20 protein-coding genes are annotated in these 20,219 nt (G+C 71.5%); 15 read left to right on the top strand and 5 right to left on the bottom strand.

The window, feature by feature from the left end; all coding sequences use genetic code 11:
• The first annotated feature begins 201 nt into the window (after nt 1-201).
• Together TFC3_RS16245 and TFC3_RS16240 are read left to right on the top strand one after the other, a co-directional pair.
• On the top strand, nt 202-621 hold the full coding sequence (locus TFC3_RS16245) for a hypothetical protein (RefSeq protein WP_067500560.1): 420 nt from the start codon (nt 202-204) through the stop codon (nt 619-621).
• 640 nt (nt 622-1,261) lie between these two features.
• Nucleotides 1,262-2,056 carry a glycosyltransferase family 2 protein gene (locus TFC3_RS16240; protein ID WP_236718151.1) on the top strand — a complete coding sequence of 265 codons (795 nt, stop codon included), beginning with the start codon at nt 1,262-1,264 and terminating at the stop codon, nt 2,054-2,056.
• A gap of 96 nt (nt 2,057-2,152) precedes the next feature.
• Here TFC3_RS16240 and TFC3_RS16235 read toward each other — a convergent pair whose 3' ends face one another.
• Complete coding sequence (locus tag TFC3_RS16235; RefSeq protein WP_067500555.1) at nt 2,153-3,559, bottom strand: aldehyde dehydrogenase; 1,407 nt, start codon at nt 3,557-3,559, stop codon at nt 2,153-2,155.
• A gap of 142 nt (nt 3,560-3,701) precedes the next feature.
• On the opposite strand from TFC3_RS16235, the gene TFC3_RS16230 reads away from it, so the two are divergent.
• The 10 genes from TFC3_RS16230 to TFC3_RS16185 are packed head-to-tail and all read left to right on the top strand — an operon-like array spanning nt 3,702 to nt 14,750.
• Nucleotides 3,702-5,351, top strand: a complete 1,650-nt coding sequence (locus tag TFC3_RS16230) for a carbamoyltransferase C-terminal domain-containing protein (RefSeq protein WP_067500553.1) — start codon at nt 3,702-3,704, stop codon at nt 5,349-5,351.
• Nucleotides 5,348-6,442, top strand: a complete 1,095-nt coding sequence (locus tag TFC3_RS16225) for a glycosyltransferase family 2 protein (RefSeq protein WP_067500551.1) — start codon at nt 5,348-5,350, stop codon at nt 6,440-6,442. The genes TFC3_RS16230 and TFC3_RS16225 overlap by 4 nt, the downstream gene beginning before the upstream one ends.
• Complete coding sequence (locus tag TFC3_RS16220) at nt 6,439-8,034, top strand: HAD-IIIA family hydrolase (protein WP_067500549.1); 1,596 nt, start codon at nt 6,439-6,441, stop codon at nt 8,032-8,034. Before TFC3_RS16225 ends, TFC3_RS16220 begins: the two co-directional genes overlap by 4 nt.
• Complete coding sequence (locus TFC3_RS16215) at nt 8,031-8,960, top strand: glycosyltransferase (RefSeq protein WP_067500546.1); 930 nt, start codon at nt 8,031-8,033, stop codon at nt 8,958-8,960. The genes TFC3_RS16220 and TFC3_RS16215 overlap by 4 nt, the downstream gene beginning before the upstream one ends.
• Nucleotides 8,951-10,174: a glycosyltransferase gene (locus TFC3_RS16210; protein WP_067500545.1), complete on the top strand. Its 1,224-nt coding sequence runs from the start codon at nt 8,951-8,953 to the stop codon at nt 10,172-10,174. The genes TFC3_RS16215 and TFC3_RS16210 overlap by 10 nt, the downstream gene beginning before the upstream one ends.
• Entirely contained in the window at nt 10,174-10,788 is a 615-nt protein-coding gene (locus TFC3_RS16205; protein ID WP_067500543.1) for an SIS domain-containing protein, read from the top strand. The genes TFC3_RS16210 and TFC3_RS16205 overlap by 1 nt, the downstream gene beginning before the upstream one ends.
• Nucleotides 10,785-12,173, top strand: coding sequence for a PfkB family carbohydrate kinase (locus TFC3_RS16200; protein ID WP_067500541.1), 1,389 nt, complete (start codon nt 10,785-10,787; stop codon nt 12,171-12,173). The genes TFC3_RS16205 and TFC3_RS16200 overlap by 4 nt, the downstream gene beginning before the upstream one ends.
• Nucleotides 12,174-12,179: 6 nt before the next feature.
• Complete coding sequence (locus TFC3_RS16195) at nt 12,180-12,860, top strand: SDR family oxidoreductase (RefSeq protein WP_067500539.1); 681 nt, start codon at nt 12,180-12,182, stop codon at nt 12,858-12,860.
• Nucleotides 12,857-13,798 carry a glycosyltransferase family 9 protein gene (locus TFC3_RS16190; RefSeq protein ID WP_067500537.1) on the top strand — a complete coding sequence of 314 codons (942 nt, stop codon included), beginning with the start codon at nt 12,857-12,859 and terminating at the stop codon, nt 13,796-13,798. The genes TFC3_RS16195 and TFC3_RS16190 overlap by 4 nt, the downstream gene beginning before the upstream one ends.
• The gene (locus tag TFC3_RS16185) at nt 13,782-14,750 is read left to right on the top strand and encodes a DNA topoisomerase IB (protein WP_067500534.1); all 969 of its coding nucleotides are present in this window, start codon (nt 13,782-13,784) and stop codon (nt 14,748-14,750) included. Before TFC3_RS16190 ends, TFC3_RS16185 begins: the two co-directional genes overlap by 17 nt.
• Here TFC3_RS16185 and TFC3_RS38020 read toward each other — a convergent pair.
• Complete coding sequence (locus tag TFC3_RS38020; RefSeq protein WP_161952603.1) at nt 14,747-14,902, bottom strand: hypothetical protein; 156 nt, start codon at nt 14,900-14,902, stop codon at nt 14,747-14,749. The genes TFC3_RS16185 and TFC3_RS38020 overlap by 4 nt on opposite strands.
• 182 nt (nt 14,903-15,084) lie before the next feature.
• Between TFC3_RS38020 and TFC3_RS16180 the strand changes: the two genes are divergently transcribed.
• Together TFC3_RS16180 and TFC3_RS16175 are read left to right on the top strand one after the other, a co-directional pair.
• Nucleotides 15,085-15,675 (top strand): HAD-IA family hydrolase, encoded by a 591-nt coding sequence (locus TFC3_RS16180; RefSeq protein ID WP_067500532.1) that lies wholly within the window; start codon nt 15,085-15,087, stop codon nt 15,673-15,675.
• A 40-nt stretch (nt 15,676-15,715) separates the two neighbouring features.
• Nucleotides 15,716-16,624, top strand: a complete 909-nt coding sequence (locus TFC3_RS16175; protein WP_067500530.1) for a phosphotransferase — start codon at nt 15,716-15,718, stop codon at nt 16,622-16,624.
• Here the strand turns inward: TFC3_RS16175 and TFC3_RS16170 are convergent.
• Both TFC3_RS16170 and TFC3_RS16165 read right to left on the bottom strand, forming a co-directional pair.
• Nucleotides 16,619-17,026, bottom strand: a complete 408-nt coding sequence (locus TFC3_RS16170) for a ChaB family protein (protein ID WP_067500528.1) — start codon at nt 17,024-17,026, stop codon at nt 16,619-16,621. The two genes, TFC3_RS16175 and TFC3_RS16170, sit on opposite strands and share 6 nt — an antisense overlap.
• Nucleotides 17,027-17,078: 52 nt before the next feature.
• Nucleotides 17,079-17,921, bottom strand: coding sequence for a LysR family transcriptional regulator (locus TFC3_RS16165; RefSeq protein ID WP_067500526.1), 843 nt, complete (start codon nt 17,919-17,921; stop codon nt 17,079-17,081).
• Nucleotides 17,922-17,993: 72 nt separating this feature from the next.
• Between TFC3_RS16165 and TFC3_RS16160 the strand changes: the two genes are divergently transcribed.
• A complete protein-coding gene (locus TFC3_RS16160; RefSeq protein ID WP_201787172.1) occupies nt 17,994-19,157 on the top strand; it encodes an MFS transporter in 1,164 nt (387 codons plus the stop codon).
• On the opposite strand, the gene TFC3_RS16155 is transcribed toward TFC3_RS16160, so the two are convergent.
• Nucleotides 19,136-20,219: YdiU family protein (locus TFC3_RS16155; protein WP_067500522.1), on the bottom strand; the 1,084-nt coding region annotated here is incomplete at its 5' end. The genes TFC3_RS16160 and TFC3_RS16155 overlap by 22 nt on opposite strands.

Raw genomic sequence — 20,219 nt, 5'->3', positions numbered from 1 at the left:
GGCCGCTGGGCCGCTGGGCCGCTGGGCCGCTGGGCCGCTGGGCCGCTGGGCCGCTGGGCCGCTGGGCCGCTAGGCCGCTAGGGCTTGGACGGTTTGGGGTGCTGGAGCGGGTTAGGCGGTGGGAGGCCGAGTTGGCTCGTACCAAATGTGCGAGGTGTCAACCCTTGTTTGCTGGGGGAGGGACGGGGTAGCGGACTGGGCATGGGTGACAACGTGATGGTCCGGGCGGCTTTGCTCGGTGCGTCGGGTGGGGCTCGTAGCGCTACGCCTATTGCGGCGCTTGCTCAGCGGCGGCGCAGTCGGTGGGCGCGGGGCATCACTGCGGCGGCTGCGGTGGCAGAGCTGATCGGCGACAAGTTGCCGCAGGCGCCCAGCAGGCTTACCCCTCTGCCGTTCGCGTCGCGCTTGGCGGTCGGAGCGCTTGTTGGCGGATGGTACGCACGCAGCGCCGGCCATGCGGTCCTCGCTCCCGCATTGGTGGGGGCGGTAGCGGCCGGCGCGGCCACCGTGGGCGGCGTGGCTTGGCGGTCGTTCGCGGCGCGCCATCGGCTGTCCTGGCCGGCCGCCATCGCTGAGGATGCCGCCGCAGTGGCCTTGGCCCGCGCGGCGGTGAAGCGGTAGCGGCGGTGAAGCGGTTATAGCGCGGGTTGACGGCGGCTTCCGAGGGAGTGCTTGGCACCGGCTCGCGGATGAGCGGCAGCGGCACGCGGATGAGCGGCACACGGCGAGGGCGTGAGCGGCAGCGGCAGCGGCACGCGGATGAGCGGCACACGGCGAGGGCGTGAGCGGCAGCGGCACGCGGATGAGCGGCACGCGGCGAGGGAGTGAGCGGCAGCGGCACGCAAGTGAGCGGCAGCGGCGCGGGATGAGCGGCAGTGGCACGCGGCGAGGGGTGAGTAGCAGCGGCGCGCGGGTGAGCGGCGACAGCGTGGAGGTTAGCGGCGGCTGAGGTGAACGGTGGCTGCGCGAGAACGTGTGGCTGTGGCAGGGAGGGAACTGCTGGGCGCGCGTCGGCTTCCGCTAAGTGGGAGTTAAGCCGCAATAGACCCGTACCGCTGACATTGGCGCATCGTGACCAGCTGGGGAAACGGTGGGTGGTTAGCTCTTCTTGGGGATTGCGGCGGGTTACTGCTTCAACGTTGCGGATGTGGGTACGCGCGGCGCCGTGAGGATGCGGATTGATGTTGCGGCGGTGGGTGGGTGTGCTGGTGGGGCCTCTGAGGCCGGCGGCGGTGGGGGTGTTGAGGCCGATGATGTGACTGTGGTGGTGGCTACCCGGAATCGGCGGGAGCGGTTGCGGGAGACTGTTCCCCGGCATTTGGCTTCCGTCATTCTTGTTGACAACGGCTCTGATGATGGGGGGCCGGATGAGTATGCCGGGGTTGATGTCCTGCGGCTTGGCTCCAATATTGGGGCGGCTGCGCGGAATGCGGGAGTGGAGCGGGCCCGTACGCCGTTTGTAGCTTTTGCGGATGATGATTCTTGGTGGGAACCGGGATCGTTGGCGGCGGCGGCGGGGGTGCTGCGGGCGTACCCGGAAACGGCTTTGATTTCGGCTCGTGTTCTTGTGGGGCCGCAGTTGGTGGAGGATCCGATTTGCCGGGCGATGGCCGAGGCTCGCATCGGCGTACCGGATGATGCGCCCGGGCCTTCGATTCTGGGCTTTCTGGCTTGTGCGGTGATGGTCCGGCGGGATGCCTTTTTGCAGGCGGGGGGATTCAACCCCATGCTGCACGTGTACGGCGAGGAAGCGCTGTTGGCCATGGACCTTGCGGCGGCGGGACATCGGCTGTCCTATGTACCGGAACTGACTGTGCGGCACATGCCGTTGCCGGCGGGGCGGGACAATTCGCGGCGACGCCGGATGGAGGTACGGAACCGGGTGCTGACGGCTATGTTGCGACGCCCCGGAAACGTTGTACGAAGAACGGTTGCCGAGGCTTGGCGCGAGGATCGCGGGGGAGTGGCGGACGCTTTCAAGCTCCTGCCACGGGTTCTGAGGCAACGGCGGCCGCTGCCTCAGAACCTCGAGCGGGACCTGCAATTGTTGAGCTGACCACCAGCCCGGCCGCAATTGTTGCGGTCTGTCACCACGTCGAACCAGTGGGATGCAAGTGTTGACCTGGTAACCGGCTGGAGCCCAGGGTGCTGATTACCAGCCGGAAGGGGGCGCTTCGATGTGGACGGCCTTTGTGGCGGTCATCTCGTCGAGCAACTCCGGCCCATAACCGAAACCTTGCCCGCTGCTGCGGCGCGGGTGGGCTGCGCCGCCGGGAGCGCCGCCGAACACCGCGTTGACCTTGACCGTGCCGGCGGGCAGCTCCCGCCAGGCCCGCTGTGCGTGGCTCATGGAACCGGTCAGCACCGTGGCGGCCAGGCCGTACGGGGAATCGGCAGCCTTCTTCAAAGCATCCTCGAACGAGTCGACGGTGACCACCGGGGCGACCGGGCCGAACGTCTCGTCGCGCATGACCGCCATGTCGTCGGTGCAGCCGGCCAGCACGGTGGGCGGATAGTAGGCGCCGGGGCCCTCGGGGATCTCGCCGCCGGTCAGCACCGTGGCGCCGGCCGACACCGCCGCCTTGACCTGGGCGTGCACGCCTTCGCGGAGCCGGGTGTCGACCAGCGGGCCGATGCTCGACGCCCATTCTCGCGCGGACCCGGCGAGCGCGGACAGGAACGCCGGTGCGATGTCACGGTGGACGTAGATGCGTTCGACGGCCACGCAGATCTGACCCGAGTTGGCGAAGCTGCCGGCCGCGGCCTGCTGCGCCGCCCACACCGGGTCGACATCGGCGTCGACGATCAGCGGGTCACTGCCCCCGTTCTCCAGCAGCGCCTTGGCTCCGGACACCGCGCACGCCGCAGCGATCGAACGTCCGGTGACTGTGGACCCCACGTGCGCGACCACGTCCACATCACTCGAGGCCAGCGCCGCACCGACCGGGCCGTCACCGTTGACCAGGGTGACCACGCCCGCGGGGAAGTGCGGGGCGAGGATCTGCGCCAGCCGCCACCCCACCGCGGGGGTACGCTCGCTGGGCTTGTGGACCACCGTGTTACCGGTGACCAGCGCAGCACCGAGCAACCCGCAGGACACCGCGACCGGGTCGTTCCACGGGGTGATCACGGCAACCACGCCGCGTGGGCCGAACGCCATCAGGTCGATGGCCTCGTCGTTGCCGGCCAGCGCGCGGCCACGGTGCGTCGGGCCCAGCTCGGCGTACTGACGCAGCGTGCCGATGCCCGCGCCGATCGAGTCCTTGGCGTCCGGTGTCGGCTTGCCCATCTCGGCGGTCATCAGCTCGGCCAGCTCATCGGCAGCCTCCTGCACCGCGGCCGCGGCCGCGTGCAGAGCCGCCGCGCGCGCCCCGGGAGCCGTCCGGGCCCAGCCGGAAGCCGCCTCGCGGGCGGTGCGCACTGCCGCGGCAACGTCCTTGTCGGACGACACCGCGACGGTGGTCACCGGGTCACCCGAATGGGGGTCATAAACGGTCAGAGATCGCCCGGAATTGCCCGCGCTCCAGGTCGCGCCAATCAGTTGCTGCACGTCATTCATGCGCGACGCTTTCCCTGGAGCAAAGATCACAAACACTTCTTGGAGTGCGGCATCAGTGCAGGTCAGGCACCAACTGAAGAAGTGCTGAACAAGTAGCTGATGAAGTGGAATACAACCGCGAACCTCGGGTATCCGCCCCGCCATGCGAGTCCTGGGAATCAATGCGATCTTCCACGATCCGGCCTCCGCGCTGATCGTCGACGGCCGGGTGGTGGCCGCCGCTGAGGAAGAGCGATTCAGCCGCCGCAAGCACGGCAAGCGACCCGTGCCTTTCTCCGCCTGGGAACTGCCGGAGCTGTCCGCCGCCTGGTGCCTGCAGGCCGCCGGGCTCAAACCGGGCGACCTCGACGCGGTCGCCTACTCGTTCGACCCGGCACTGACCCGCGACGCCGCCGAGCTGGGTTTGAACGACCCGTGGGACCACGTACGAGTCGACTACGCCCGCCGCGCCCCGCAATTCCTCGCCGGTGCGCTGCCCGGCCTCGACCCGGAACAGGTGACGTTCGTTCCGCACCACGTGGCGCACGCCGCCTCGGCGGGGCTGTCGGTGCCCGAGGACAGCGCGGTGCTGGTGCTCGACGGTCGCGGCGAAGTCGCCAGCCACCTGGCCGGGGCCTACCGCGACGCTCAGTTGACCACACTGGCCAGCCAGGAACTGCCGCACTCGCTGGGCCTGCTCTACGAGGACCTGACCCGCCACCTGGGGTTCCTGCACTCCTCCGACGAGTACAAGGTGATGGCGCTGGCCTCGTACGGCAAGCCCAAATATCTTGATCTGCTCCGTGAGCTGGTGCATGCCAACGAGGACGGCGGCTTCACCGTGGAACGCATCGACTGGGCCGCGCTGGCCAAGGCGCGCACCGCAGACGGGGAGATGACCGAGGCGCACGCCGACCTCGCCTCCAGCGTGCAGGTGCGCCTCGAGGAGGTGCTGCTCGACCTGGCCCGGTGGACCTACGAGGCCTCCGGCGGATTGACGACGCTGACCATGGCCGGGGGTACGGCGCTGAACTGCGTGGCCAACGCTCGCATCGCTGCCGAGGGCCCGTTCGAGCGCGTCTGGGTGCAGCCGGCCGCCGGTGACTCGGGCACCGCTCTGGGTGCGGCGCTGGCGGTGGCCCGCCAGTCCGGCCCGGTCACCGCGTTCACCGGCGCCGACCTGGGCCGCGGCTGGAGTGACGACGAGCTGGAGGCCGAGCTGCAGCGCGCCGCGTTGCCGTACACCCGGCCCGAGTCGATCGCGCACGAAGCCGCCAAGGTGCTCGCCGGCAACGGGATTATCGCCTGGTTCCAGGGGCGCAGCGAGTACGGTCCCCGCGCGCTCGGGCACCGCTCGCTGCTCGCGCACCCCGGCGACGCCGACACCCAGACGCGCATGAACAACGTCAAGGGCCGCGAGCAGTTCCGTCCGATTGCGCCGATGGTGCGAGCCGAGCGCTTCAACGACATCTTCGAAGGCGTGTACCCGAGCCCGTACATGCTCTTCGTGCACACGGTGAAACCGGAGTGGAAGGACCGCATCCCGGCGGTCACCCATGTCGACGGCACCGCCCGCGTGCAGACCGTGCATCGCGAGAGCGAGCCGCTGGTGGCCGAGATGCTCGCCGAGTTCGAGCGGCTCAGCGGCATCCCGGTGGTGGTGAACACGTCGCTGAACACCGCGGGCCGCCCGATGGCCGATACGCCGCGCGAGGCGATGGAGCTGTTCGGCTCGGCGCCGGTGGACCTGCTGGCCATCGGCCCGTTCGCCGTGCACCGCGCGCAGGCGTTCGGCACCGGGGACGGCCGATGACCGGCGTCTCGGTGGTCATCCCCACGGTGGGCCGCCCGAGCCTGACCGCGCTGCTCACCGCGCTGGCGGCCGCCGAGCCCGCGCCCGTCCCGGTCGAGTTCCTGGTGGTCGACGACCGTCCGGACCCCACCCCGCTCCTCGCGCTGCCCCCGGGCATCGAGGTCAAGGTGCTCACCGGGCACGCCGCCGGTCCCGCCGCGGCTCGCAACGTCGGCTGGCGCGCGGCCGAGCAGGAGTGGGTCGCGTTCCTGGACGACGACGTGCTGCCGGACAGCGACTGGCTTACCCGGCTCGCCGCGGACGTCATGGTTGCCGGAGCCAAAGTCGGTGGTGTGCAGGGCAATCTGCGAGTCCCGCTTCCGCCCGACCGCCGGGCCACGGATTGGGAACGGGTCACCGCGGCACTCAGCGACGGCGCCTGGATCACCGCCGACATGGCGTACCGGCGGACCGCGTTGCAGGCCACCGGCGGCTTCGACGAGCGGTTGCCGCGCGCGTTCCGCGAGGATGCGGAAATCGCCTTCCGCGTGCGAGAAGCGGGCTACGAGCTGGTCAAGGGGGCGCGCACGGTCACGCATCCGGTGCGTCCGGAAAACCGTTGGGTGAGCGTACGAACACAGCGCGGCAATGCTGATGACGCGCTCCTGCGCCGCTTGTACGGACCGGGTTGGCGGGATTGCCTGGGCATCCCACCTGGACGGCGCCTGCGCCACGCCCTGGTTGCGGCTGCCGGGGGGCTCGCCCTCGCCTGCGCCGGCGCGGCGTGGGTTGAGGGCCGGTTCGGAGGCGGAGTGCGCTCGGCCCGCTCCGGTCGCAGTGGCTGGGGCGTGGCTGCGGCGGTGGCGTCGGGGGTTTGGGTGGTGGGTACGGCGGAGTTTGCGGTGGTTCGGATTGCGCCGGGGCCGCGTACGCCGCGTGAGGTCACCTCGATGGTGCTGACGAGCGCGGTCATCCCGCCGGTCGCCGTCGCGCACTGGGCGCGCGGCTGGATCCGGTGGCGCGGTGCCCGGCCCGTGGAGGCAGGGCCTTTGGAGGCAGGGCCTTTGGAGGTAGAGCAGTCGGATACGGGGTCCGGGGAGACGCGTCGGTGAGGGCGCTCTACGATGCCGTGCTTCTTGACCGGGACGGCACGTTGATCGTTGACGTGCCGTACAACGGGGATGCTGCGCTGGTTGAGGTCATGCCCGGAGCTCGCGAGGCCCTCGATCGGCTGCGGGCGGCCGGGTTGCGTCTGGGGGTGGTGACCAACCAGTCGGGGCTGGCGCGGGGACGGTTCACCGCCGAACAGTTGGCGGCTGTGAACGCGCGGGTTGAGGAGTTGCTGGGGCCGTTCGACACGTGGCAGATCTGCCCGCACGACGACCGCGCCCGGTGCCGGTGTCGTAAGCCGGCGCCGGGGCTGGTCCGGCAGGCGGCTGCTGAGCTGGGTACGGTGCCGCAGCGCTGCGTGGTGGTCGGCGACATCGGGCGGGACATGGAAGCCGCCGGCGCCGCGGGGGCCACCGGGATCATCGTGCCTACCGAGGTGACGCTGACGGCGGAGGTGGCCGCTGCGCCGGCGGTGGCCGCCGACCTGGCCGGTGCTGTCGACCTGATTCTGCAACGGCAGGAGTTGGTCACGCCGGCGCCTCGCCGGGAACACGCCGGCACTGTGCTGGTTGTGCGTGCCGATTCGGCCGGGGATGTGCTGGTCACCGGGCCGGGCATCCGCGCGGTTGCGGCCGGTGCCGAGCGTGTCGTGCTGTTGTGCGGGCCGCGGGGCCGGGCAGCGGCCGAGTTGCTGCCCGGCGTGGACGAGATCGTCGAGGCGCGGCTGCCCTGGATCGACCCGGAACCGATGACTGTGGACACCGGGCTCGTGCAGGACCTGACCGCCCGGCTCGCCGCCACCGGGGCCGAGGAGGCGGTCATCTTCACCTCCTTCCACCAGTCACCGCTGCCGCTCGCCCTGCTGCTGCGCGCTGCTGGGGTCGCGAGGATCACCGCGATCAGCGAGGACTACCCGGGTTCCCTGCTCGACGTGCGGCACCGGGGCGTACCGGTGGGCGTGCCCGAAGCCGAACGGGCCCGCTCGGTCGCGGCTGCAGCGGGGTTCGCGGTGCCGGACGGCGACGACGGGACGCTGCGCACCACGATCACCGCGGCCGGTGGGGAGCGCGACTACCTCGTGGTGCACCCGGGCGCCTCGGTCGAAGCCCGCTCCTGCCCGCCGGACACCATCCGTGCGATCGTGGCCGCGCTGGTTGCCGAGGGACACGACGTGGTGGTGACCGGGGGACCCGGCGAACGCGAGCTGGCCGCGTACGTGGCAGCGGGCGGGGCCACGGTTGCCGAGGCGATGAGCATGATCGGGCTGGCCGAGCTGCTCGCCGGGGCCGCTTGCCTGGTCGTGGCCAACACGGGTCCGGCGCATCTGGCCGCGGCGGTGGGCACCCCGGTGGTCAGCCTGTTCGCGCCGACCGTCCCGTTCGGGCAGTGGGGGCCGTACCGGGTGCCGTACGTGCGGCTCGGTGACGCAGCCGCCGCCTGCCGCGACACCCGGGCCACCCGCTGCCCCATCGCCGGGCACCCCTGCCTGTCCGGCGTCACCCCCGCCGACGTGCTGACTGCCGTGCAGCGACTCGGCATTGTGCCCCAGCGAAACGAGACCAGGCGAAGCGTCATGAAGGAGGTTGCCGCGTGAACATCCTGCTGTGGCACGTGCACGGTTCCTGGGCGACCTCGTTCGTCCAGGGCAAGCACCGCTACCTCGTGCCGGTCAACGCCGCCCGCGACGAGTGGGGACGCGGCCGGGCGCGGACCTTTCCGTGGCCCGGGAGCGTCGAGGAGGTCGACGTTGCCGCGCTCCGGCCCGACGATGTGGACCTCATCGTGCTGCAACGCCCCGAGGAACGTGACCGGGTTGCGCACCTGAGCGCGCCGACGATCTACGTCGAGCACAACACTCCCCAGGGCGACGTGCCGAACTCGCGGCACCCGATGGCCGACCGCGACGACCTGGTCATCGCCCACGTCACCCACTTCAACGAGCTGTTCTGGGACACCGGCGCCACCCGCACCACCGTCATCGAGCACGGCGTGGTCGAACCGCAGGCCCGCTGGACCGGCACCCTCGAACGCCTCGCGGTGGTCACCAACGAACCCGTGCGCCGCAACCGGGTCACCGGCACCGATCTGATGCCACGCTTCGCGCAGGTCGCACCGCTTGACGTGTACGGCATGGGCGTCGCCGGCCTGCACCTGGACCGGGTCACCACCCACGACGACCCGCCGCAGCGCGCCATGCACACCGAGATCGCACAGCGCCGGGCATACCTGCACCTGTGCCGCTGGACCTCGCTGGGGTTGAGCCTGATCGAGGCCATGCAGATCGGCATGCCGGTCATCGCCCTGGCCACCACCGAGGCGATCGCCGCCGTGCCCCCGGACGCCGGGGTGCTGGCCACCCGCGTCGCCACGCTGGTCGAGGCGGCGCAATGGCTGATCGACGAACCCGATGCGGCCCGCCAACTCGGCGCGCGGGCCCGCCAGGTCGCCCTGGCCCGCTACGGACTCGACCGCTTCCTCGCGGACTGGGACCGACTGATGGAAGAGGAAACATGCGCATAGCGATGATCTCCGAGCATGCCAGCCCGCTGTCCGCGCTGGGCGGTGTGGATGCCGGGGGACAGAACACCCACGTCGCCGAGTTGTCCGCGGCGCTGGCGGCACAGGGCCACGAGGTGCGCGTGTACACCCGGCGTGATGACGCAACGGCCGCTGTGGTCGTACCCATGAAGGGTTTTGAGGTTGTGCATGTGCCCGCGGGTCCGCCCGTGCCGCTGGCCAAGGATGACCTGCTGCCGTTCATGGGTGAGTTCGCCGAGTGGATGGCCGCCGACTGGCGCACGAGCTGGCTCCCCGGCGTTGCGCACGCGCACTTCTGGATGAGCGGGCTCGCCGCGGTCACCGCCGCGCGCCGATGCGATGTGCCGGTGCTGCAGACCTACCATGCGCTGGGCACGGTGAAGCGCCGCCATCAGGGTGACGCCGACACCAGCCCCCAGCATCGGGTGGCCTACGAGCGCGAACTCGGCAGGGTCGTCGACCGGATCGTGGTGCAGTGCCAGGACGAGGTCAGCGAGCTGCTCAGGATGGGTCTGCCGCGCGCCGGCATGGCCCTGGTGCCGTCCGGGGTCAACACCGAGCTGTTCCGCCCCGACGGGCCTGCCGAACCGCGCGGTGCCAGCCGTCGCATCCTCACCGTGGGCCGCCTGGTCGAGCGCAAGGGCTACGAGGATCTGATCCGCGCGCTGCCCATGGTGCCGGGAGCCGAACTGGTCGTCGTGGGCGGGCCGCCGGAGGGTCCCATCGAGGACCACCCGTACGCCCGCAAGCTGCTCGCGCTCGCCCGGCACTGCAACGTTGCCGACCGGGTGCGGCTGGCCGGTGCGGTGCCCCCGGCGCAGATGCCGCGCTGGTACCGCTCGGCCGACGTGCTCGCCGCAGCGCCCTGGTACGAGCCGTTCGGGCTGACCCCGCTGGAGGCGATGGCCTGCGGCGTACCCGTGGTGGCCACCGCGGTCGGCGGGCTCACCGACACCGTGGTCGACGGGGTCACCGGCGACCTCGTCACCCCCCGCGACCCCCGCGCGCTGGGAGCCGCCCTGCGCCGGCTGCTCAACGACGACGTACGCCGCGTCGGGTACGCGGCCGCCGCCGCCGACCGGGCCGCCCACTCCTACTCGTGGCGGCGTGTTGCCGCCCGCCTGGCCGCGCTCTACGCCCAGGTGACCGGCCGCACACTCACCGAAGCCGAGACCCCCCGAGAGGCGGTCGTCTGATGGACCCGCTGGACACCCACCTGCGAGGCATGGCCGCCGCGCTGGCGCCCTACCGGGCCGTGGCCACCGGCCGCCTCGAACGCTGGGGCACCCACCTCGCCGGTCACCTCGGCGTCGGCGGGCGGCTGCTGGTCGCCGGCAACGGTGGCAGCGCGGCCGAGGCCCAGCACCTGGCCGCCGAACTGGTGGGCCGGTTGCGCAACGAGCGGATGCCGCTGTCGGCGATCGCGCTGACCCCGGACTCCTCGGCGGTCACCGCGATCAGCAACGACTACGGCTACGACGAGGTCTTCGCCCGCCAGGTCCGCGCGCACGGGCGCCCCGGCGACGTGCTCCTGCTGATGTCGACCAGCGGCCGCAGCCCCAACCTGGTGCGCGCCGCCGAAGCCGCCCGCGAGATCGGCGTACGGACCTGGGCGCTGACCGGCTCCGGCCCGAGCCCGCTCGCCGAGGCCTGCGACGAGGCGCTGTGCTGCCCGGCCGACGACTCGCAGGTCGTGCAGGAGCTGCACCTGATCTCGGTGCACGTGATGTGCGAGTACCTCGACGCGGCGCTGCCGGTGGTGCTGGGAAAAGCGCAGGCCGACCGGCGCGAGGCGGTGCTGGTGCCATGAGCCGGCCCCTGCTGGTGGTGGTCGGCGACACGCTGCTCGACCGCGACATTCAAGGGTCGGTACGCCGGGTCGCCCCGGATGCCCCGGCGCCGGTGCTCGACGAGGAGTCGGTGTCCGACCGGCCCGGAGGAGCCGGGCTCGCCGCGCTGCTGGCCGCGGCGGACGGCGGCTATGACGTTGCGCTGGTCACCGCGCTGGCCGGCGACGCGGCTGCGGCCCGGCTCAGCGAGCTGCTGACGGCGGCGGGCATTGCCGTGTACGCGCTGGCGCTGCCCGGGGCGACCGCGGAGAAGATCCGGTTGCGGGCGGGGGGACAGGTGCTCGTACGCCTGGACCGCGGCGGTGCACCGGCGGTGCCCGGGACCGCCCCGCAAGCCGCGCTGGACGTGTTGCGCGACGCTACGGCGATCCTGGTGTCGGACTACGGGCGCGGCGTGCTGCGCCACCCGGAGTTGCGTCAGGCCCTCGAAGCCGCAAGAGCGCCAATCGTGTGGGACCCGCACCCCAACGGACCGCCCCCGGTGGCAGGCGTGCGCCTGGTAACACCCAACGAGTCCGAGGCGCGCAAGCTGACCGGCGACGCCGGTACCGGATCGATGCTCAGCACCGTGCAGCGCGCCGGGCACGAACTGCGCCAGCGCTGGCGCGCCTCAGCCGTCGCGGTCACCGTGGGCTCGGCAGGCGCCGTGCTGTGCCACGCCGGTCCGACGCCGCTGGTGGTGCCGGCGCCGCGCCCGGCCGGCGGCGACACCTGCGGGGCCGGTGACCGGTTCGCCGCCACCGCCGCGCTGGCCCTGGCCCGCGGAGCGCTGGTCTCCGAGGCTGTTCAGCAAGCCGTGGCTGCCGCGACGTCCTATGTGGCGGCCGGTGGAGTGAGCGCGGCCCTTACCGAGGAATCGGACATTGCCGAGCCTGAGCACGATGCTGCGAAGGTGATCTCCGGGATCCGGGCCAGGGGCGGCACGGTCGTGGCCACCGGCGGCTGCTTCGACCTGCTGCACATCGGGCACCTGGCCACCCTGCAGGCCGCCCGCAAGCTCGGCGACGCCCTGGTGGTCTGCCTCAACTCCGACGCCAGCGTGTCGGCGCTCAAGGGCCCCGACCGCCCGCTGACCCGGCAGCACGACCGGGCCCGGCTGCTGCAGGCCCTCGACTGCGTCGACGCGGTCGTGATCTTCGACGAGCCCACGCCCGAGGCGGTGCTCACCTGGCTGCGCCCCGACGTCTGGGTCAAGGGCGGCGACTACGCCGGCGGCGGCCCCGAGATGCCCGAGGCCGAGCTCATGAAGCGCTGGGGCGGGCAGACCGTGATCGTCCCCTATCTCGACGGTCGTTCCACCACCAACACCATCGCGGCGGCCCAGGCCTCCGCCTCCAGGAGGTAGACACCCATGGACGCAGTCATCGTCACCGGCGGATCCAGCGGCCTGGGCGCCGCGGTTGTCGACGCCGTCGCCAAGGCCGGCGGGCGCCCGTTCGTCATCGACCGCCAGGCCCCCAGGGACGGCATTGCCTGGGTGGAGTGCGACCTGGCCGACACCCGGGCCGCCGAGGCGGCCACCCGCCAGCTCATCGAGCAGGCCGGCGGCAGCATCGACGGCGTGGTCACCGCGGCCGGCATGGACGTGCCCGGCGCGCTCGCCGACATCCCCGGCGAGACCTGGGACCGTATTGTCACCATCGACCTGCTCGCCACCGCCGCGGTGATCCGCGCGGCCATCCCTGCGCTCAAGCAAAGCCATGGCGGCGTGGTCACCATCGCCTCCACGCTGGGCGTCAAGGCGGTCAGCGACGCCACCGCGTACTGCGCTGCCAAGTTCGGCGTGGTCGGCTTCACCCGGGCGCTGTCGGCCGAGCTGGCCGGGCAGGTCAACGTCACGCTGATCATCCCGGGCGGCATGAGGACCAAGTTCTTCGACGACCGAGACGAGCAGTACAAACCCGGCCCCGATGCGATCCTCAACGACCCTGCCAACGTGGCAAACGCTGTCATGTTCGCGCTCGGCCAGCCCGCGGGCAGCGCCGTCCGCGAGCTGGTCATCGCCGCCGAGCAGGAGACCTCGTACCCGTGATCCTCGTGCTGCGCGCCCTCGGCGTGGGTGACCTCGCCACCGGCGTGCCCGCGATACGCGCGGTCCGGGCTGCTTTCCCGGCCCGGACCCTCGCTCTGGCCGCACCCACCGCCCTGATGCCGCTGATCAACCTGATCGGCGGCGTCGACCGAGTGGTGCCTTTCGACGCGGTGAGCAGCATCAATGCGCCGCTGCCCGAGCTGACCGGCATCGAGGTGGCGGTCAACCTGCACGGGCGCGGCCCGCAGTCGCACCGGCTGCTGCGGATCCTCGAACCAGCGAAAATGTGGGCGTTTGCCAGCCCCGAGGCCGGGCATCACGACGGTCCGCTCTGGGACGAGGAGGACCACGAGGTGCAACGCTGGTGCCGCCTGCTGGGTCACTACGGTGTTCCCGCTGACCCCGATGACCTGGACCTGGCGGTGCCCGAGGCCCCGGTGCCGCGCGGGGTGACGATCGTGCACCCCGGTGCCAAATCACCGTCGCGGCGCTGGCCACCCTCGCGGTACGCCCAGGTCGCCAAGGCGTTGAGCGCCGCCGGGCAGCACGTGGTCATCACCGGCTCGGCGGGGGAGCGCGAGATCGCCCTGCAGGTCGCGGCGCTGGCCGGGCTGAGCGAAGACCGGGTGCTGCACACCGACCTGGCCGAGCTGGCGGCGCTGGTCGCGCACGCCCGGCTGCTGGTCAGTGGCGACACCGGCATTGCTCATCTGGCTTCGGCGTACCGGATCCCCTCGGTTGTGCTGTTCGGCCCGATGTCCCCGAGCCGGTGGGGACCGCCGCGCTCGCGGGCGTACCACCGGGCTCTCTGGCATGGCACCCAGGCTGAGCGCGGCGACCTGCCCGGCCCCGGCGTGCATCCCGCGCTGCTGGCCGTGGACGTCGAAGAGGTGCTGGAAGCCGCCGAGGAGGCGCAACGCCATGCGCTTGCGGCGTAGCGTCCTGACCAGACCCGGCCTCACCCGGCGCCGCAGCGGCAGAGGCTTCAGCTACCTCGGCACCGACGGCAAGCCGCTCGGGGACGCCGGGGAGCTGGCGCGCATCAAGGCGCTGGTCATCCCGCCGGCCTGGACCGACGTGTGGATCAGCCCCGACGAGCGGGGCCACATCCAGGCCACCGGCATCGACGCCGCCGGGCGCAAGCAGTACGTCTACCACCCGCAATGGCGCACCGCACGCGACGAGAAGAAGTTCGACCATGCGCTCGAGGTCGCCGAGAAGCTACCCGAGATGCGCCAGCGGCTGTGCCACGACCTCAGCGGCCGCGGCCTGAGCCGGGACCGGGTCCTCGCCGCCATCGCCCGGCTGCTGGACATGGGCATGTTCCGCGTCGGCAGCGACCAGTACGCCCAGCGCCAGGAGGATCCCTCGTTCGGGCTGTCCACCCTGCGGCCCGAGCATGTGCGCACCAGCGGTGAGTGCGTGGTCCTGGAGTTCGTCGGCAAATCCGGCAAGGAACACGCCCGCCCGGTCGAGGACGGCGAGGTCTGCCAGGTGCTGCGCGACCTGCGACGCCGGCGCCGGGGCGAGGAACGGCTGTTCGCCTTCTACGACGCGTCGGCCCGGCGCTGGCGCGAGGTGCACGCCGACGAGGTCAACGAATACCTGCGCGAGATCAGCGGCGAGAAGATGAGTGCCAAGGTTTTCCGTACGTGGCACGGCACGGTCAAGGCCGCCGCGGAGCTGGCCGCCGCGGGGCCGCAGAAAACCCAGGCCAAGCGCAAGAAGGCGGTGTCACACGCGATGAAGGAAGTGGCGGAACTGCTGGGCAACACGCCGGCTGTGGCGCGGGCTTCGTACGTGGACCCGAGGGTGGTGGAAGCCTTCGAAAAGGGCGAAACAATCGACGAGCCCAGCGAAGAAGCCGTGGTCGACCTGCTCACTGATTAACGGGACCGTGGCTGGCTGGTCAGCCGGGGATCTGGATCGACAGGCAGAAGGGTGACGGCCACCTCGCCGCCGACCAGGGCGGTGCAGAACTGGGCCACCTCGGCGGGGCCGGCGCGGTCCAGGACGATGGAGGCCAAGCCGGCCACGAGCATGCGAGCACCGTACCGGGAGTTTGCCGGGCCAAGTAGCTTGGCTGGGCCGCCCGGGCGCCGATCAAGGGAGGGCCGAGCGGCGGAAGGGGGCGGCCGTGGCTGCGACCGCGGTCAGGCTATTTTTACGCCCGGCCGCTCCCGGCTACGGAGCCGGCCGGGGTCATGAGCGGGAGGCAGAACGCATGGGCAAGCACCTTCTGATCGACTTCGGCAACGTGATCAGCCTCGATCAGCCGCGCACCGACCTGATGTCCATGGCGGCGGCCGCGGGCCTGGGAGTCCGCGAGTTCACCGAGCGCTACTGGGACTGCCGCCCCGAGTACGACCGTGGCCTGAGCGCGCTGGGCTACTGGACCGGCGTGCTGGGCGCCCCGCCGGGCGGTCAGCTGCTGTGCCATCTCGTCGAGCGTGACGTGTCCAGCTGGCTGCACTTCAACCCGGCGAGCGTGCGCATGCTCGATGAGGTGCACGCTGCGGGCGTACCGGTGTCACTGCTGTCCAATGCCCCGCGGGAGCTTGCCCGGGAGCTGGACCGCCATCCCGGCCTGCAACGCTTCGCCCACCGGTTGTTCAGCGCCGACCTGCAGCTCATCAAGCCGGACCCGGCGATCTACACCAAGGCCCTCGCGGTGCTCGGCGTGCAGGCGTCCGACGTGGTGTTCGTCGATGACCGGCGGGACAACATCGCGGCCGCCGCCGCGGTGGGGATGACCGCGATCCACTTCACCGGCATGCCCGAGTGCCTGGCCGCGGTGGTTCAAGCGACGCAGTAATTGAGGCGACGGGCGGGCGGAGCTGACTTAGCCTGGCGCGGTGCACACGCCGCCGCGCGACTTCGATGAGCAAGCGCTTCGCGACGCTCTGGAGAGCGGCTGGTCGCTGCAGGCCGAGCCGCTGACCTATCAGGCGGTCGGGTTCGGCAGTCATCACTGGGAGATCCCCGGGTACTTCATCTCCGTCAACGAATTGCGATCCGACGACACCTGGGGTCGGCTGCACGATGCATACGCGGCGGTGAGCGCGCTGCAGGCGACAGGCAGGGACCGTGCTGTAGCTCCGCTGCCGGCCTGCGACGGCAAACCGATCCGGCGGCTCGGCAATTACGCGGTGGCGGTCTGTCCATTCGTGGACAGCGAGCCTTTCGCCTGGCAGCAGTACCGGCAGGCCTTCGTCAACCTGATCACCGGCGTGCATGCGGCGCCGCCGGAGGTTCGGAACCTCGCCCGGACCGAGGACTATGTCATCCCGCGGCGTGACGAGGTGGTCACCTTCCGTCCCGGCGACGGACCCTTCGGGCGGCGGGCCGCGGAGTTGCTCACGGCTACGGCAGACAAAACGGCAGAAGCGTTTGCCCGGTACGACCACCTGGTTGCCGCCGTGCAAGCCGACCCGCCCGACCTCGTGCTCACCCACGGCGAACCGTTCCCACAGAACACCCTCTTCGCCGGGGGCCGCTGGCGGCTCATCGACTGGGACACCACGCTGACCGCCCCGCCGGAACGCGACCTGTGGGACATCGAATCACCCGGCGGCACTCTGCACGCCGAGTACACCGCCGCCACCGGCACCGTCCTGCGCCCCGAGCTGCTGGCGCTGTACCGGCTGCGCTGGGACCTGGGTGAGATCGCGCAGTGCTCGTTCTGGTTCGGCCGGCCTCACGGTGACACCGACGACGACCGGGAAATGTGGGGCATCCTCGGGGAAAGCCTCGAAGCCCTATGACCGCTCGGCCTCCAGCGACTTGCGGCTCTCCCGCGCGTTGGCCTTTTCGATCGCGCTGACCAGCTCGTCCTTGCTCATCCGGGTACGACCCCGGATGTCGAGCCGCTTGGCCAGCTCCAGCAGATGCTTCTTGCTGGCATTGGCGTCGACCCCGCCGGCCGTGGGCCGGTTGGTGTCCACCCCGCCGGCCGCCTGGGCGTCGCTGGGACCGCGCTGCTCCTTGGCCTCCCAGTGATCGCCGACCTTTTCGAACGAGTGCTTGAGCGACGACAACGCCGTGCGGTGCGCCCGCTCGCCATCGCCGTACTGCTCGGTCGCGCTGTCGAGGGTTTCGGCGTAGGTGTCCTGAGCCTTCTTCGGCGAGCGCTTGATGGTGCTGGGCAGGTTGTCACGGGCCGGCATGGCCGCCTCCTCGAAGTGTGCGTCACCGACGGTATACCCGTTCCCGGCGCGCTCAGATCATCCGGCGCAGCGCGGTCTCCACGGCATCGACCAGCGGATCACCGTCGCTGCGCGGATGCCGGGCCAGGCCAAGCTCGACGTCGGGCAGCGCCGGCAGGGTAGCGGTTCCCGCCCCGGCCATCTCCGGTTCCAGGTTGACCGGCATGAGCGCGGCGACACCGAGCCCGGCCCGCAGCGCCGCCAGCACCCCGGCCAGGCTGTTGCTTTCGAAGGCCACCCGGTAACGCCGATCGGCTCGGTCCAGCGTCTGCAGCACGGCGGTACGCCAGAAGCACGGGTTCGAGAACAGCACCACCGGCAGCGGGTCGGCCTTGATGTCCACGTCCGGGCCGAGCGCCCAGACCAGTGGGCGGCGCACCGTCCAGCGCGGGGGACCGGGCACCAGCGCCGCCTCGTCGAGCACCAGGTCGATCCGGCCCGCGTCGTAGGCCTCCCGCATGGGCTCCGCCGGGCAGGTGATCACCTCGACGGTGGCGCCGGGGTGCAGACCGGCGAGGTCGGCGAGGGCCTGGTGCAGGCGAGAGGCGGCCAGATCCTCCAGCAGACCGATGCCGCACCGCCCCGTGAGCGCCTGCCCGGCTCCGGTGAGGGCCTGGGCCGAGAGCGAAAGAATGCGTTCGGCGTACGGCAGCAGCTCCTCACCGGAGCGCGTCAGCGAGACACCCGCCGGTGACCGGTGCAGCAGCGGCCGCCCGACGGTGCCTTCGAGCTTGCGCAACTGCTGGCTGAGGGCAGGCTGGCTGTGCCCGAGCGCGGTAGCGGCACGGCTGATGCTGCCGGAGCGGACGGCGGCGACGAAGGAGCGCAGCAGGCCGATCTCCAGATCCTTGGGCATAAGCAATCATTATGTGGGCCCTCACCAATTGCCGGGTTCCAATGGCCCGCCGGACGGCTTAGCGTCCGCTGGGTGATCAGATACCGGCAGGTTTTTGCCGTACCGGGCATGACGACGCTGCTGGGCGTGTCGCTGGTGGCCCGGACCGCGATCACCGCTGATGTGCTGGCGTTGACCGTGATTGTCGCGCTGAGCCTGCACCGGGGCTACGCGGCGGCCGGTGCGGTTGCGGCGGTGCTGACCGTGGGGCTGGCACTGGGTGGTCCGCTGCTCGGCCGGTTGATCGATGCGCGCGGTCTGCGGGCCGTGGTGCTGGTGACGACCGTCGCGCAGGCGGCGTTCTGGGTGAGCGTGCCGGTTCTGCCGTACGCCATCCTGCTCCTCGCCGCCTTCCCCGCAGGGCTGCTGATGGTGCCGGTGCAGTCGCTGACCCGGCAGGCCATCACCGCGATGACCTCTCCGGGGCAGCGCCGGGCTGCCTTCGCGCTGGAGTCGGTGCAGGGTGAGCTGTCCTACCTGGCCGGCCCGGCAATCGTGGTTCTGGGCGCGGCGTCAATCTCGCCGGCGGTGGTCGCGTGGGGGATCGGCGCGGCGATCACGGCCGGTGGCATCGGCCTTGCGCTGCTCGATCCGCCGCTGCGCGCAGCCGGTGAGCCCCGAGCCGGGGAGTCCCGGGCGGGACGGTGGCTGAGCCGCAGGATGCTGGCGGTCCTGGTGCTGGCAGCCGGCACCACGGCCCTGCTCAGCGGCGTGGACCTGGCCATCGTCGCCGTGCTCCGGCAAGCCGGCCAGTTGTCCTGGGCGGCCGTGGTGGTGGCGGTGTCCGGGGCGGCGTCGGTGCTCGGCGGGCTGGTGTACGGCGCCCAGTCCCGTTCCCTGCCGGCCTGGCTGCTGCTCGGCGTGCTCGGCGTGGTGACCACGTCCGCGGGGCTGGCCGGTAACTGGCCGTGGTTGTGCGTGACCCTGGCCGGTGCCGGGCTGCTCATCGCGCCGACCCTGAGCACCTTGGCCGACGCGGTGAGCCGGTTGGCGCCGGCCGCTGTGCGCGGGGAAGCGACCGGCTGGCTGTCCGCGGCGCAAAGTGCGGGGTTCGCGTTCGGTGCCCCGCTCGCCGGGTTGTCGGTCGACACGGTCACCCCGGCGGCCGGTTTCGTCGCGGCGGGGGTTGCCGGGCTCGCCGCTGCTCTGGCGGGAGGGCTGCTGGCAAAGCGCGCTCAGGTGCCGCAGAACGTCTGATAGGCGCCGAAGTCCGGGGGCGCGGGCGTCGCGTACCTGTCCAGGCCGGGGCGTTGCTCGTACGGGGACTGCACCGCCTCGAGGAGCTGCTCGAACGCCTTGAGGTCGCCGTCGGTGGCCGCGCTCAGGGCTTGCTCGACGAGGTGGTTGCGGGGGATGTAGACGGGGTTGACCCGGTTCATCGCCTCGGGGTCGGGGTCGAGGGCCCGCCACCGGGTCAGCCACTGGCCGATGGCCTGATCGTCGAGGAACAGCCGGCGTACCGGATCATCGTCGGTGACGCTGCGGGCCAGCGCCCGGTAGAACGACGTGTGGTCGACCCGGCTCTCCCGCATCAGGCGCAGCAGGTCGTCCACCAGGTCGCCGGCCGAGGTCACGCCGAGTTTGGCGGTCATACCGGCCGACCAGGCGGCGGAATACTGCGGGCCGAACTTCTTCAGCGACTCGACCGCCGCCTCGGTGTCGTCGTTGAGCAACGGCAGCAGCGCCTCGGCGAGCCGGGCCAGGTTCCACTGCGCGATCAAGGGCTGGTTGCCGTACGCGTACCGTCCGCCCGCATCGATCGAGCTGTACACGGTCGCCGGGTCGTACGCCTCGATGAACGCGCACGGACCGTAGTCGATGGTCTCACCGGAGATCGTCATGTTGTCGGTGTTCATCACGCCGTGCACGAACCCGGCGAGCATCCACTTGGCGATCAGCCGGGCCTGCGCCGAGACCACCGCGTCGAAGAAGCCGGCGTAGTCGCCGGCCAGCTCCGGGTAGTGCCGCGAGATGGCATGGTCGGCCAGGCGCCGCAGCAGGTCCAGGTCATCGGTGGCGCGGGCGTACTGGAAGCTGCCCACCCGCAGATGGCTCGACGCGACCCGGGTCAGGATCGCCCCGGGCAGCTCGGTTTCGCGCCACACCGGGCGCCCGGTGGCCACCACGGCCAGCGACCGGGTGGTGGGGATGCCGAGCGCGTGCATCGCCTCGCTGATCACGTATTCGCGCAGCATCGGCCCGACCACGGCCCGCCCGGCCCCGCCCCGGGCGAACGGGGTGCGCCCCGAGCCCTTGAGG

It is taken from the genome of Actinoplanes sp. TFC3, assembly GCF_001553785.1.
GTDB lineage: Bacteria > Actinomycetota > Actinomycetes > Mycobacteriales > Micromonosporaceae > Actinoplanes.
The sequence above is the reverse complement of the archived record's forward strand: the minus strand, read 5'-3'. Positions and strand labels throughout refer to the sequence as shown.

What these genes read in the sequence shown, in the direction of transcription:
- TFC3_RS16205 (WP_067500543.1), top strand. Translation starts at nt 10,174, where the DNA reads ATGGACCCGCTGGACACCCACCTGCGAGGCATGGCCGCCGCGCTGGCG.
- TFC3_RS16165 (WP_067500526.1), bottom strand. Translation starts at nt 17,921, where the DNA reads ATGCCCAAGGATCTGGAGATCGGCCTGCTGCGCTCCTTCGTCGCCGCC.
- TFC3_RS16170 (WP_067500528.1), bottom strand. Translation starts at nt 17,026, where the DNA reads ATGCCGGCCCGTGACAACCTGCCCAGCACCATCAAGCGCTCGCCGAAG.
- TFC3_RS16245 (WP_067500560.1), top strand. Translation starts at nt 202, where the DNA reads ATGGGTGACAACGTGATGGTCCGGGCGGCTTTGCTCGGTGCGTCGGGT.
- TFC3_RS16235 (WP_067500555.1), bottom strand. Translation starts at nt 3,559, where the DNA reads ATGAATGACGTGCAGCAACTGATTGGCGCGACCTGGAGCGCGGGCAAT.
- TFC3_RS16200 (WP_067500541.1), top strand. Translation starts at nt 10,785, where the DNA reads ATGAGCCGGCCCCTGCTGGTGGTGGTCGGCGACACGCTGCTCGACCGC.
- TFC3_RS16225 (WP_067500551.1), top strand. Translation starts at nt 5,348, where the DNA reads ATGACCGGCGTCTCGGTGGTCATCCCCACGGTGGGCCGCCCGAGCCTG.
- TFC3_RS16180 (WP_067500532.1), top strand. Translation starts at nt 15,085, where the DNA reads ATGGGCAAGCACCTTCTGATCGACTTCGGCAACGTGATCAGCCTCGAT.
- TFC3_RS16185 (WP_067500534.1), top strand. Translation starts at nt 13,782, where the DNA reads ATGCGCTTGCGGCGTAGCGTCCTGACCAGACCCGGCCTCACCCGGCGC.
- TFC3_RS16230 (WP_067500553.1), top strand. Translation starts at nt 3,702, where the DNA reads ATGCGAGTCCTGGGAATCAATGCGATCTTCCACGATCCGGCCTCCGCG.
- TFC3_RS16195 (WP_067500539.1), top strand. Translation starts at nt 12,180, where the DNA reads ATGGACGCAGTCATCGTCACCGGCGGATCCAGCGGCCTGGGCGCCGCG.
- TFC3_RS38020 (WP_161952603.1), bottom strand. Translation starts at nt 14,902, where the DNA reads ATGCTCGTGGCCGGCTTGGCCTCCATCGTCCTGGACCGCGCCGGCCCC.
- TFC3_RS16210 (WP_067500545.1), top strand. Translation starts at nt 8,951, where the DNA reads ATGCGCATAGCGATGATCTCCGAGCATGCCAGCCCGCTGTCCGCGCTG.